The sequence below is a fragment of the Arthrobacter sp. S2(2024) genome (assembly GCF_036662515.1).
Lineage (GTDB): Bacteria > Actinomycetota > Actinomycetes > Actinomycetales > Micrococcaceae > Arthrobacter.
The window spans coordinates 415008-427820 of record NZ_JAYKZI010000004.1; the positions used below are offsets into that span (position 1 = coordinate 415008).

General features: G+C 64.0%; 14 protein-coding genes. 4 read left to right on the forward strand and 10 right to left on the reverse strand.

Features of this window, described 5'->3' with window-relative positions; translation table 11 throughout:
* Nucleotides 1-216: 216 nt before the first annotated feature.
* Nucleotides 217-1458, forward strand: a complete 1242-nt coding sequence (locus tag VLA65_RS11375) for a UPF0158 family protein (protein ID WP_332602556.1) — start codon at nucleotides 217-219, stop codon at nucleotides 1456-1458.
* Between the two features lie 62 nt (nucleotides 1459-1520).
* On the opposite strand, the gene VLA65_RS11380 is transcribed toward VLA65_RS11375, so the two are convergent.
* The 4 genes from VLA65_RS11380 to VLA65_RS11395 form a co-directional block, all read right to left on the reverse strand.
* Nucleotides 1521-1910 carry a recombinase family protein gene (locus tag VLA65_RS11380; protein WP_332602557.1) on the reverse strand — a complete coding sequence of 130 codons (390 nt, stop codon included), beginning with the start codon at nucleotides 1908-1910 and terminating at the stop codon, nucleotides 1521-1523.
* Nucleotides 1911-2088: 178 nt separating this feature from the next.
* The gene (locus VLA65_RS11385) at nucleotides 2089-2604 is read right to left on the reverse strand and encodes an Imm26 family immunity protein (protein WP_332602558.1); all 516 of its coding nucleotides are present in this window, start codon (nucleotides 2602-2604) and stop codon (nucleotides 2089-2091) included.
* The gene (locus VLA65_RS11390; RefSeq protein WP_332602559.1) at nucleotides 2580-5114 is read right to left on the reverse strand and encodes an RHS repeat-associated core domain-containing protein; all 2535 of its coding nucleotides are present in this window, start codon (nucleotides 5112-5114) and stop codon (nucleotides 2580-2582) included. Before VLA65_RS11390 ends, VLA65_RS11385 begins: the two co-directional genes overlap by 25 nt.
* Before the next feature lie 157 nt (nucleotides 5115-5271).
* Nucleotides 5272-5490, reverse strand: coding sequence for a T6SS immunity protein Tdi1 domain-containing protein (locus VLA65_RS11395; RefSeq protein ID WP_306960256.1), 219 nt, complete (start codon nucleotides 5488-5490; stop codon nucleotides 5272-5274).
* A gap of 52 nt (nucleotides 5491-5542) precedes the next feature.
* Between VLA65_RS11395 and VLA65_RS11400 the strand changes: the two genes are divergently transcribed.
* Nucleotides 5543-5827 carry a GIY-YIG nuclease family protein gene (locus tag VLA65_RS11400; protein ID WP_332602560.1) on the forward strand — a complete coding sequence of 95 codons (285 nt, stop codon included), beginning with the start codon at nucleotides 5543-5545 and terminating at the stop codon, nucleotides 5825-5827.
* A gap of 160 nt (nucleotides 5828-5987) precedes the next feature.
* On the opposite strand, the gene VLA65_RS11405 is transcribed toward VLA65_RS11400, so the two are convergent.
* From VLA65_RS11405 to VLA65_RS11420, 5 genes are all read right to left on the reverse strand, one after another.
* Entirely contained in the window at nucleotides 5988-6833 is an 846-nt protein-coding gene (locus VLA65_RS11405; protein ID WP_332602561.1) for a hypothetical protein, read from the reverse strand.
* A gap of 14 nt (nucleotides 6834-6847) precedes the next feature.
* Complete coding sequence (locus VLA65_RS11410; protein ID WP_332602562.1) at nucleotides 6848-8653, reverse strand: RHS repeat-associated core domain-containing protein; 1806 nt, start codon at nucleotides 8651-8653, stop codon at nucleotides 6848-6850.
* Nucleotides 8654-9121: 468 nt separating this feature from the next.
* Entirely contained in the window at nucleotides 9122-9346 is a 225-nt protein-coding gene (locus VLA65_RS11415; protein WP_332602563.1) for a MafI family immunity protein, read from the reverse strand.
* A 47-nt stretch (nucleotides 9347-9393) separates the two neighbouring features.
* Nucleotides 9394-9645, reverse strand: coding sequence for an EndoU domain-containing protein (locus VLA65_RS22005; protein WP_442880294.1), 252 nt, complete (start codon nucleotides 9643-9645; stop codon nucleotides 9394-9396).
* A gap of 69 nt (nucleotides 9646-9714) precedes the next feature.
* Nucleotides 9715-10152 carry a barstar family protein gene (locus VLA65_RS11420; protein ID WP_332602564.1) on the reverse strand — a complete coding sequence of 146 codons (438 nt, stop codon included), beginning with the start codon at nucleotides 10150-10152 and terminating at the stop codon, nucleotides 9715-9717.
* 304 nt (nucleotides 10153-10456) lie between these two features.
* On the opposite strand from VLA65_RS11420, the gene VLA65_RS11425 reads away from it, so the two are divergent.
* Entirely contained in the window at nucleotides 10457-10867 is a 411-nt protein-coding gene (locus tag VLA65_RS11425) for a DUF6855 family protein (RefSeq protein ID WP_332602565.1), read from the forward strand.
* A 66-nt stretch (nucleotides 10868-10933) separates the two neighbouring features.
* Here VLA65_RS11425 and VLA65_RS11430 read toward each other — a convergent pair whose 3' ends face one another.
* The gene (locus tag VLA65_RS11430) at nucleotides 10934-11410 is read right to left on the reverse strand and encodes a MarR family winged helix-turn-helix transcriptional regulator (RefSeq protein WP_332602566.1); all 477 of its coding nucleotides are present in this window, start codon (nucleotides 11408-11410) and stop codon (nucleotides 10934-10936) included.
* 107 nt (nucleotides 11411-11517) lie between these two features.
* Between VLA65_RS11430 and VLA65_RS11435 the strand changes: the two genes are divergently transcribed.
* Nucleotides 11518-12762, forward strand: coding sequence for an FAD-dependent oxidoreductase (locus VLA65_RS11435; protein ID WP_332602567.1), 1245 nt, complete (start codon nucleotides 11518-11520; stop codon nucleotides 12760-12762).
* Nucleotides 12763-12813: the final 51 nt, after the last annotated feature.

Here is a 12813-nt window from a genome sequence, read left to right on the forward strand (position 1 = left end):
TACAGGGGTTCACGCTGCCGGCTTGTCCGCGTGAACCGACGATCACCTTAAGCACGCCCACAAAAGCGAAAATTGCCTGTGACGAGGGTATGGATGTCGATGCGGGAGCATCGGTTATGCGGTGGTTCGGGAGGAGACGTTTTCACGAGACGGAATGGGCGGAATCTGGCGGTTAGGCGGTTATGGCTACGTAGCGGTTCGTGCCATCCTTGGGGCATGGCACGAACCTGGTTATCGGTGACGGTGGAACTGCTCGGCGGTCGTGGGGAGGAGCTTTGGCCGTGGCCCGGGCGCGTCTTCGCGGTCGGACCGTCGCATACCTTCATGGATCTCGCCAATGCCATCAATGATGCCTTCGCCCGGTGGGACCGCTCGCACCTGTCACTGTTTACCCTGGCCGATGGCCGGGTTATTACTGATGAAGAGACGGGTGCTGAGATGGCCGGATCGATCGGCGGCCCGATCATCGCGCCGATGGACATTGCTGCTGTCAAGGTCGTCCGGACGGTGGAGCCGGGGGCTGAGTTTCAGTTTACGTTTGACCTCGGTGACGCTTGGATACACCGGTGCGCGGTCGGGGAGGTGAAGGTGGACCCGTTGGATGTGTTGGGTATTCGCCCTGAGGTCCCCTTGCCGTACTGGGGTTGGGGCAGTATCCCGGACCAGTACGGGCGCCGGTGGGCAGATGACGACGGGGAAGGCCGGGCGCCGCGGAAGCCGAGCCAGTCGCACCCTATGCAGCTGCATGCCTGGCCCGAACAGGTGCAGGTGCCCAGGATTGACCTGTCCGAACTGCGGGGAGCCATCGCTGCGGCAAATGCGGCTCGTTTCCTCGCAGCGGTGATGGGACACGATATCGATGACGTTCTGCAGCAGGTGGGGGCCGGGATACCAATGGCCCTGGAGCAGCGCCGTGGGGAGGCCGAGCCGGTGGCACTGTCGGTCATCAACCGGCTGACGTGGCGCGGCGGAGCCGGTGACCAGCTGCTGGCCGAGGACCTGTTGGCGTGTCTGCGCGGTGTGCCGCCGACAGGCAGGGCGGTGCCTGTCGACCTCGACATGCTCAGTGCCGTGTTGGAGGGGGATCCCGGACTGTCATCCGGCGGTTACCTCGACCTGTGTACCGGGCAGGTGTACGACGACGCCGCCACTGACCCGATGATCGTCGGGGAGGACGCAGCCGTCGATACAGAGGAAGATCCGGAGCGTTGGCTTCGAATCGACCGCATAGATTCCCGGGACGGCTGGCGTGACATGGCGGCCTTTGCGGAACGGCAGCACGATAAGGCCCTCCGAGAGCGTCTTGAGCACGCGATCGAAGGCAAAGGTGCCTTCGCCCGGTTCCGCGACATCGTCCACGGCGAGAACCTCAGCGAAGAATGGTACGCCTTCTCCACCGACCGCCAGATGGGCCGCTCCCGCGAGTTCCTCGCTGATAATGACATCCGCGTGGGCTGACAATCCGGGCCCGGTCAGTGCCGGCGCGAGTGTGTCGCCCTTCCGGCGGACGGGCCGCCCAGTCAGCGGGGAAGAGCCCGCGATCGCCCGTGGAACGTTGCCCTGGACATGCCGAGACCGCGGGCGACCTGCGCGGCAGGCTCGCCACCCACGACCAGGCGGATAGCGTTTCGAATCTGGCTGTCGATGATTCGGCGGGGCCGGCCACCGATAAAGGTGAGCATGTCCTGGGTGGAGCGCCCGAGCCGGTCCAAGGTGGTGATGACGGGAGTGTCTCCTTCGATCAGCGCATCGAGTCCGCGGTCGAACTGGGGTCGTGATACCCAGGCCCGGGATACGCCGTGGTCCGCGTCGAGGTCGCGTCGGACGCCCGCGGCCAACAGGTCCGCCTGATGCCTGTCAGTGGACTGAGCCCGGATTGAAACTCGCATACCCGATGCGCTGCCTGTCATGTTTCCGGTCCTCACAAAGATCGTCAGATTGAAATCCAAGACGTCGGAGGACGGGCGTCAATAAAAAGAAAACAGATCCTAACCTGACATGCAGGACACTCTGTCCTGACGTCAGTTTGGGGTATACCCCAGACTGACAGTCAAGGATTTCATGCGGAAACCCAAACCACATTCATGATCAGCCTTCGGGAACAAGCGGAATACCCAACCCTGCGCTTACGGCGTCGTCGATGGTCCTAAAGCTCTGAAGGCCTAATTCCCCGACCGGTTCCACCGGCCCTGGAAGGTCATTGCCGAGTTCGTCAACGTACTTCTGGAAGAAAGAATCGTAGAAGCAATGCTGGGAAAGGACCTCGCCGGGTTCAAAGGGCAGGTGCGCGATTGTCTCCAGGTAACCTCGTGACCACGGTAAGAGATTGGTCATCATCGGAGGGACCAACAAGTGGTCGCTCCGAAGTTCCGAACGCGCGGGAAGATCCTTCGAAGCGGAACGGATCTCAAAAACGTAAATCAGCTGTGACTGAATCCGGCCCCCGACCATCGCCGACGTACTAACCACGCGTCCGAAGGAGTACTTATCGTCAGGCATCTGCAGCACGAAAACATCACCCAGCCGAGGTTTCTTCCTCGTGGGCTTGAGTATGCGCATATTGGTCTGAACCGAACCCACTAGAGACCTTTCCCCTTCAACCATGCCTCGCCCCAGTCCACCGCGTCCTGGTAGAACGGCCGGTTGGGAGAGATGCTATTGATCTTATTCTCGAAGCCCGGATTGCGGGCAATCAGCGCTTGCTCGATCGCGCGCGCTGCACCTCGGACTAAAGGATAGGCCGTTATCGCCCGTATCGAGAACCGGTCGCCGTGCTGTCTGGCCCTTCGGTCGACATCGTTCGTGATTCCTGCATACACGTCGCTACCAGCCGAGCTGCCTAGATATACGTCCGTATTGGCCGGTCCGCCTGCCAACGCAGCGGGTAGCGCGAGACCAGTCGCCGCAGCGGCTGCCAAGTTTTGGTTGCCGATTGCCTGGGTGGCTGCTTGGCTGGCGGCGTGCATGATGGCGTTCGCGGCTGCCAGGGCTGCCCCGTCGTTGCCTGCCCCGTCGTTGCCTGCCCCGTCGTTGCCTGCCCCGTCGTTGGTTGACGAGGGTCTTTGGGGGATGGCGGGGAAGGATGTTCCGGTGGCTTCCGGGTATCCGGCGGTGTAGCCGTCGGCCAGTCCCCATGATTCCGGCGTGTCGGCCGGGGTGGTGGAGACCGCAGGCCCGGCGGGAGCGGCGGGGTAGGTGATGTGCGTCCAGGGGATGTACTGGTCGGCGGCGAATCCGTTGGCTTCCGCAGCGGCTGTTGCGCCGCTTGAGGCAAACAATGAGTTTAGCCAGTCGGAGAATTTCTGGAAGACGGTGGGCAGGGACATGATCGCCCCCACCCCCACTGCCCCAACGGCGGCGGCGCCGGCGGCGGCGCCGCCGCTGGGCATGCTCCAGGAGCCGAAGCCGATACCGATCCCGCATTCGCAGTTGATCATCAGTCCTGATGGGTCGCTGCCGTTGACGGGGTCCGCGTTCGCGTACCCGTACGGGGAGTAGTTGTTTGGGTTTGCGATGTCGAGGACCGGGTCCGGGCTGGTGAAGGTGCCGGTGACGGGGTCGAGGTCGCGGGCGCCGAGGTGGGTGAGGGTGCTGATGGTGTCGGCGAGTCCGCCGATGTACCCGTTCACGGCACCGAATCCGGCCGCGTTGGCCGCGTTGGAGCCCATCCCGGTGACACTGGAAGCGGCGGTGGCAAAGGCTCCTGTTCCTGGCGCGGTCTGGGTGGGGCCGCGGGCGAGGCCGATGGGGTCGGTGTAGCGGGTTTGGGCGGTGACGGGGGTGGCCCCGCTGCTGGCCTGGACGATGGTCTGGGCGGTGTCGACGCCGTCGCTGATGATGAAGGCGAGCTTCACGGTCCCGCCGGCGGCGGTGCGCTGTGCCACGGCCTTCCCGGCGAAACTGTAGGTCTTGGTCGCGGTCTTTACCCCTGTCGGGGTCACGTGGGCGGTGATGGAGCCGATGGTGACGGTCGTGCCTGCTCCGTCGGTGATCCCGACGAGGTTCCCTCCGGCGTCGTAATACCGGGTCCCGGTGCTGCCCGCGGTCCCGGACACGGGTGCCGGCGGGGTGCCCGCGGCCGCGGAGGGGTTCGGGTTCGCCGGCAGGGCACTGCTGCCGGTGGTGGTGGCGAGTTTCCCGTCCGGGGTGTAGGCCAGCGTTTCCCCGGCCCGGCCGGTCATCCGCCCTGCTCCGTCCCAGGCGAAGGTGCTGGTCGCGGGGGACCCGGTGGCGGGAGTGCTGGTCATGGACTGGAGCTGGTGCGGCCCGGGCAGGCCGCCGGTCACGGGGCCGTTGAAATAGCCCATGGTGTCGGCGATGAGCTGCACCGTGCCCGGGGAATCGTTCGTGAACGAAATCGTCCCGTCCGCCCCGACCGCGGTGATCGCGAAGTTGGGGATGATCTGCCCGGCCGTGTAGTTCAGGTTCGAGGTCCCCGGTTTCGGAGACCCGCCTGCGTACGCGGTGATGACCCCGGAGGAGGTCGAGTTCGCCACCGTGATGTTCATCGCGACGGCGGAGACCCCGGTCGCCGGGAGGCCCCCGCGCCCGGTGACCTTCACGCTGATCGTCTGCCCCGGCCCGACCGGTCCGTTGACCCCGCCGGTGCCGTTGCGGGTGTCGAGCTGCCGGAACGGGGTCTGGGCCGAAAACGCACCCGGGACCGTGGCCGTGCCGCCCAGGAAATACCCGGAGGTGTCCGCGATGATCTGCACCGTGCCGGAGGAATTGTTCGTGAACGCGATCGTGCCGTCGGACGCGACCGGTGTGATAGCGAAGTTCGGGACGATCTGCCCCGTTGAGTAGTTCAGGTTGGAGGTACCGGGATTGCCGGTCCCGCCCGCGTATGCCGTGATGGCCCCGAACGAGGTGGAGTTCGCGACGGTGATGTTCATCGCGACCGCGGACACGCCGGTGGCGGGGATGACTCCTTGGCCGGTGACCTTGACCCTGATGGTCTGGTTGGGGCCTCCAGGGCCCGTGACCCCGCCCGTGCCGTCGCGGGTATCCATCGTCCGGAACGGGGTCTGGGCCGAAAACGCACCCGGGGCCGAGGGGCCGCCCGGGTAGGCGTAGTCCGTGGTGGCCAGGTTCCCGGCGTTATCGGCGTTCAAAGGGCGGCAGCAGAAGCGGCTGCGAAAACTCCCGTCCCACGGCGATTCGGATGCAAGTCAGGCTGCGGCACCAGCCGCCGACAACCATCGAACGCCACTCCACAGACTCAGCCAGCGCTTGCGCCCGACGCATCGCAGCCCGAGTGGAGATCGGCCCTTAGGTCAGTGAAATGCCGCTAATCGGTGTTCCCGGTGGAAGGCCTCGAACTTGGCTGTGAATTTGACCCGTGGGGTTGAGGGAAACGACAAAGTCGCTCACTTCGATGTTGTTCAGTTCGGTCGCACCACCGAGAACCGGTGGGATTTCGAACCCGTATACCTCGGAGGCACTTGGCTTCAGCCCCGCTTCGTCAGGAGCCTTCGCCAATCCAATCATAGGTACTGATCCTGGCTAGCCCAGGTAATCAAGGACTCCGAGAACTACTTCTATGTGGACCAGCCATGATTCAACTCGCCACCCCTTCCGCTTCGACGTCCACACCATCTACTTCTCCGAGGACGCCGTCACCCTCGAAGCCGATCCACAAAGTCACTTCGCAGACCGCGCTCTGAATCAGGCGAACGCCCGTAAGGAGGTCTTCTTCGCCACACCGGCCGAGGTGCGGGACGTCCTAGCAAGCAAGGCCGGCAATCTCCTCGAGTTCACGGAAGAGGCTGAGGCGACCGAATACTTCCAGTCCCTGGCGCGTGGCCTTCCCAGCGAAAGGCATTAGGCGGCAGGTTGACAATCGAGATAAAACTCTCAATCGCGCCATGGGCTGTGGCACAATGCTGGATCGATAGACCGACAAAGGTGCACCACCGTCGCCGGCATCATCGATCGACTGTGACCAAAACCAAACTCCACCTCATCACCGGCGCCGTTGCTGAGTCTCAAGCTCGGGGCAACAACGCCTGAATCTCCTCCAAGCTGGGCCGGTACGAGCGCCGGCTCTGCATCCGCAGTTGCCGCAGCCGCGGAAGGGCCAACAACGGCTCCAGATCGTCGTCTTTGATCTTGGTCGATCCGAACATCGAGACCTGTTCAAGTTTCGTCAAAGCGCGGATCGGAGCCAGCGACGCCAGATCGCCGCACTCACTCAGATTGAGTCTGCGCAGCCCGGTGCATCCAGCCAGAGCATCGAGCCGCTGGATCTTCCGGCAGCTCTCCAACGCAAGATCCTCGATCGCTGACCGACCGTCCAGATCCTCGACGTCGGCCAGATCCTTGGCCAAGTAGATTCCGAGCAGTCGCAGACTCGAAAGAGTGGATAGCCCCACGAGCGACTTGATCTTGGGCCGATCCTTCATCACGAGATCGGTCAGACCAGTCAGTGGTGCAAGCGGCCTCAGGTCTGTTGGCTGATATCCACGCAGGAACGCAACGCGCAGGCCCGCGAGCGCGTCAATGCTGCTGACGACCTGCGGCCAAGCGGCAGCCAACTCCTGCAGACGTGGAAGCCGGCCAAGGTCGAGTTTAAGCGTTGAGTTCGTGGAGACATGCAATGCCTGCAGAGTCGGCGCCAGAGTGTGGACTGGTTCCAGATCCGACAGTTGCGGCGCGAGGATCACCAGCTCACGCAAAGGTAGACCTTCCAGGAAGTCCAACGACGGCTCAGTGAAGCCGAGGGCGTAATTGAGGACGAGCCGATCGACATGCCCATCTCGAACTGCTTCCGCCGCCTCTGGCGTCCAGGGACCGGTGAGGACCATCTCCCCGGCATCTCCACGATCGCTCATAACCACTCCCACCGCTAGTACCGCAAGTAGGGCTGGTCAGGCATCAAGCCGAAGCGGCCCGGGCCAATCGGATTCACGGCATTAAGCAGGTTATCAATGCCGCCCATCCGGTCAATCATAGTCTGCTCGGCCATCTCACGAGCGGTCTTGCTCCCACTCACGGCCTGCCGGGCCGCGTTCGCGACCTCGTCCGCGGTGAACTTCCCGGACCTCACATGTTGCCTGAGGCGCCGCGTGATGTTGTTGGACTGACCCACATACACTCCGTCGACCGAATTTACTACATAGATGCCGGACGTTATCGCAAGTACCGACTTTGCGGCCGCGGCTGCCTGGTTTTGGTTGCCGATTGCTTGTGTGGCGGCTTGGCTCGCGGCGTGCATGATGGCGTTCGCTGCTGCGAGGGCTGCCCCGTCGTTGCCTGCCCCGTCGTTGGTTGACGAGGGTCTTTGAGGGATGGCGGGGAAGTAGGTTCCTGTGGCCTCGGGGTAGTCGGCGACGTAGCCGTCGTCAGCGCCGATGGTACCGACCATTGGCCGGTCAAAGGAGATGGTGCTGTCCGCGGATGCGGGTATTGCCGGGAAGCTGGTGCTGGCGTCTGCTGCCGGTGCTCGTCCGGGCGTTGCGGGCATCATGAATGAGGGGTGGTGCCACTGGTACGCCGGTAGATGAACTGTCGACATCCACTCGCCAATGATGCCAATTCCCATGATTACCCCGACTCCGATGGCATCGTCGATGCCGTAGTCGAGTCCTGAGGGGTCGCTGTGGTTGACGGGGTCCTGGCCCGAGTAGGCGTAGGGGCTGTATTTGCTCGGTTCGGTCGGATCCAGGAGGGGGTCCGGCGCGGTGAACACTCCGAGTACGGGGTCGAGGTCGCGGGCGCCGAGGTGGGTGAGGGTGCTGATGGTGTCGGCGAGTCCGCCGATGTACCCGTTGACGGCCCCGTACCCGTTCGGGTTGGCCGCGTTGGAGCCCATCCCGGTGACACTGGAAGCGGCGGTGGCAAAGGCTCCTGTTCCTGGCGCGGTCTGGGTGGGGCCGCGGGCGAGGCCGATGGGGTCGGTGTAGCGGGTTTGGGCGGTGACGGGGGTGGTCCCGCTGCTGGCCTGGAGGATGGTTTGGGCGGTGTCGACGCTGTCGCTGATGATGAAGGCGAGCTTCACGGTCCCGCCGGCGGCGGTGCGCTGTGCCACGGCCTTCCCGGCGAAACTGTAGGTCTTGGTCGCGGTCTTTACCCCTGTCGGGGTCACGTGGGCGGTGATGGAGCCGATGGTGACGGTCGTGCCGGTGCCGTCGGTGATGCCGACGAGGTTCCCTCCGGCGTCGTAATACCGGGTCCCGGTGCTGCCCGCGGTCCCGGACACGGGTGCGGGCGGGGTGCCCGCGGCCGCGGAGGGGTTCGGGTTCGCCGGCAGGGTGCTGCTGCCGGTGGTGGTGGCGAGTTTCCCGTCCGGAGTGTAGGACAGGGTTTCCCCGGCCCGGCCGGTCATCCGGCCCGCGGCATCCCAGGTGAAGGTGCTGGTGGCGGGTGTCCCTGTGGCGGGGGTGCTGGTCATGGACTGGAGCCGGTGCGGCCCGGGCAGGCCGCCGGTCACGGGGCCGTTGAAGTAGCCCATGGTGTCGGCGATGAGCTGCACCGTGCCCGGGGAATCGTTCGTGAACGAAATCGTCCCGCCCGCCCCGACCGCGGTGATCGCGAAGTTCGGGATGATCTGCCCGGCCGTGTAGTTCAGATTCGACGTCCCCGGTTTCGCGGTCCCGCCCGCGAAGGCGGTGATGACCCCGGAGGAGGTCGAGTTCGCAACGGTGATGTTCATCGCGACCGCCGACACACCGGTCGCCGGGAGACCGCCGCGGCCGGTGACCTTCACACTGATCGTCTGCCCCGGCCCGACCGGTCCGGTGACCTAGCGAGGTTCGACGACGGCACTTGGCCGCCGTCGTCGCGCGCCTTCGTCGCGGCAGAACACTCACCACGAACCACAGAGAGCCAGATACTGAATTCAGGGTCGAACCCGGCGTCAGGCGGGATAGTGCGGAGCGTCGGCAACCTCTAGGGTGCGTTGTCGCCGTCAGGCTTCGGCGACATGTGGAATCCCAGTCCGCATGCTGACGGCGTGGTCGATGTCAGGCCTGGTTCGTGTGCCGGTAGGAAACCGTAGCGAAGGCGCCACCCACACCTGCTCAACCCCCAAATAGGAGTCCCACAATGAATGGCGGATAAGAAGCAAGACGGCTGCCGGTGCCCAAGGTTCGGGCGTGCTGTCCAGAGCCAGATACCGAAGCTACGCCTCAGATGCGTCCTCCCAGAGGTAGTCGGTAAAGCGTCTGTTTGCCCCTAGAACGCCGCCTAGGAATTCCAAGTCCCGAACCTCTTCCGATGGAAGGGAAATCTCCCGTTCATAGATCTGTGTGCACAGCGTCTCGAATGCTTCCAGCGACTCGCCCACTTCAATGAGCAGCTGGACGTTCTCGACGTCATCGTCCGGGAGGCCGGTTGCGGCATCCATCGCTCGATGGAGCCGAACTATAATTTCGTTGGGTGGTTGATTAGTGGTCATGGGATCGGAAACCCTGTGATGATTCCTTCGCCGCCCGGCTGAATAATGACACGGATTTTCAAACCGTCACGAACTCCTTCAACCCTGTATTTGACGGGGTCTCCCGCTCGGGTGAAATCAGCGCCGAGGCTGCCCGTCTGCTGAACCCATGTAAGCGACGGGTCCGTCGCAATATCAGAGACCTCATGCATGATTTTATCGTCGGACCAGCTATGCGGGAACCAAGTGTTGCCTGCCTCGCCGCCAATCCGGACTGCGAATTAACCGCCATTCTCAACCAGCGGTCACAAATTAGGGCCGATAACCCTTTCGTGAGATCAGTAGTCTGGGTCGATTAAGACAGTATGGAATGGCACTTCGCCGCCTCCCCATTCCGGGCGTAGGCCAAAGGCAGAACTCCAACCATGGCCGATGTCCTCCAACTGGCGAAGATACGTAGCCAGGTCCTCGCGCTCCGCTGACAGGACGTGGTCTGCGTGAATCACTATGGTCAAGTAAGCACGAGCAGGCCGTTCCTCCAGAACATGCATGCACTCATCGAAAGCGTCCCAATTCCAGCCGAAGTATTCCGGAAACGAGAACTCACGAACGTATTCCCGGAAGAGTTCGTCGACGGTGCTCATTCGCGCGCCGTCGAGTTCTACCAGCAGCACGTCAGTGGTTCCGGCCGCTTCCCTGATCAGGGGGAGTTCTGCCGCGTCAGCTCTATGCACCCAAGGGCCCCCGGAAAGCAGGACCTCACTCCAAGTTGTCATTTTTCCCACCTCATGAATGTGCGGTAGTGGTCGGGTGAATAGTAATTGAACCGTCCGAGCCAGTAACGATTCGCTCGCCGCCGGGCTTGGGGTTGTCCGCGCCGGGTCCAGTTCCCCACTTACGGTATGTGATCCCCTGGCATTCACCGGCCCGGAAGCCCGGGTCGGACCGCCCCTAGCGGTCAATCTACCGGACGGCTACCACCCGCCCTTCGCCCCGCAGACATTCGGCCAGGTCCTGTGTAGCGTGTAGCCAACACCGCGCGACGCCTGCAGCGACGCCCGCCAGGAAGGACACCGTCACATGGCCGCTGGATCCAAGGAAGACCCCTGGACGCTCACCACCCCGCCAGGCTCCTCTGACTACACGATGTATCGGGACGAATCAGGTGACCCGCCCGCGATCGTTTGCCAAGTGGGTTCCACCACTCTCAAATACCATTTGAGCGCCATCGAGGACCTCCATGCGTGGCTACTCCAGCAAGGCGATTGGGTGCCGCTCGGCGCCGCCGACGAGAACAAGCCTGCCGCCGAAGGCACCGTTGAGGCCTGGGCCCGCGACGACAGCAACCCGGTGGGCGGTTGGTACGGCCTGCGCAAGGGGTACCGCGGCCGCTTCGGCATGTACATGCCGCCCCTGCTGGAAGCCCTTGGGCTCGCGGAACTTACCCATGAGAAGCGGAACAACAGCATACGGGGCATCGCGCCGAAGTAGGGAGCACCCCAGTCGGGGTTCGACGACGGCGCGCGGCCGCCGTCGTCGTGCGCGTTCCCGCCGGGCTCAGGCACCCAGCCGTCCCGCCGCGTCCTGCTGGATGCGCGCGGCTTTCGAGGAATAGTCCGCGATGACGCGGAGTTCCTCGTCGCTGTATCCCTCCAACAGGGTCGCGAGCCCGCCCATGAAGTCTACGAAATGGGGCATCGCGGCAGTCACCTGGTCCCCCACGAGCTCGATCAGCACCTTCCGCTTGTCCGCTTTGTGCCGGACCCTGCGCGCCACGCCTTTGCTCTCGAGCCGTTGCATCAATCCCGTGACCGAGGCCGGCGCCAGCCCGGAACGTTCGCCGAATTCCCCCGCCGTCATGGGTCCGAAGCGCAGCAGGATGTCGATCGCCTTGCCCTCCGTCGCAGACAGCCCGCGCAGCTCGGACAGCTTGGTGTGGAACATAACGGCCGCCGTCGAAAGCTCCCGTCCCGAGGCAAAGACCGCCTCAAGCAAGTCTTGGCGCCGCCCACTGACTCCCGGTTGGTTCTCCATCCTCCGAGGCTAGCAAATTATTTCGTCCCACCGAAAGGATTGACGACCCTCAGTCCGAGTCATATATTTCTTTCATCCGAACGAAATATATCGCAAAGGACTCTGCCATGTTGAACTGCCTTGTCATCGGATCCGGGATCTCCGGACTCGCCACAGCCATCTCGCTACAGAAAGCCGGCCATCACGCCACCGTTTTCGAGGCCTACGGCGGACCCTCGGACGGCATCGGCGGCTTCTTGACTGTGGCCGTCAATGGGCTCGATGCCCTGGAAACCCTCGAGCTTAAGGATGCGGCTGCCAATCTGGGCTTCAGCACCCCGAAGATGTCCATGTACCTGGGCAGCACCGGAAAACACCTCATCGATTTCGACTACGGCGGATCCCTCCCGGACGGCACCACCGCCCGCACCATGACGCGTTCGGAGTTGTACCGCATGTTCCGCGAGGCGGCAGGTGCCCGCGGGATCCGCATCGAGTACGGAAAGCGGCTCGCAACGGTGAAGGAAGCGCCCGACGGCGTAACGGCCGTTTTCGCGGACGGCACCTCCGCGCACGGAGACCTGGTGGTGGGCGCCGACGGGCTCCACTCGGCCGTGCGGCCGTTGATCGACCCTTCGTCGCCGGCACCCCGCAATATCCCCCTGCTCAACACCGGCGGGATCGTCGAGTCCGGTGTGATTCCGGCCGGGCTGTTGGACGTCGAACCGGGACGCATGAAGATGGTTTTCGGCAAGCGGTGCTTCTATTGCTACATGCAGGATCCGGAGGGCAGGATCTGGTGGTTCGCCAACCCGCTGCAACGGTCATCGGAGGATCCGGCCGCGCTGGATCACCGGGCCCGCAAGTCCTGGCTGACACAGCTCGTGGCCGGGGACCGCACACCCATGGCCGAGATCATCACCGCCACCGACGGCATCATCCGGCCGTACACGACCTCCGATTTTCCGAGCATCCCCAGTTGGCACCGGGGCCGGCTGGTGCTGGTGGGGGACGCTGCGCACGCTGCATCGCCGTCGTCCGGGCAAGGCGCCTCCATGGCCATCGAAGACGCGATCGCGCTGGGCCGATCGCTCCGGCGCACCTCGCCCGGCGACATCCCCGGTGCCCTCGTCCGCTACGAGGCCGAACGCCGGAACCGGGCGGAATCGGTGGTGGAATGGGGCCGCCGGAATGCCGCCCCGAAGATCCGCGGCCAATTCAAGCGCGTCTTCGAGGACCTTGTGCTGAAGGCCGTCTTCCGCTCACTTGCCCGGAAGACGGCCGACAACTTCGACTGGGTCTATCGCCACCACATCGACTGGGATGCGCCGGAGACGGTGCCTGCCGTCCGTAGTGAAGCCGGTGCTGAGTAAGGTCAGCGTGCCGGTGGGGAGCCACCGATCCCTAGCCGCTTGGCTGCAGTT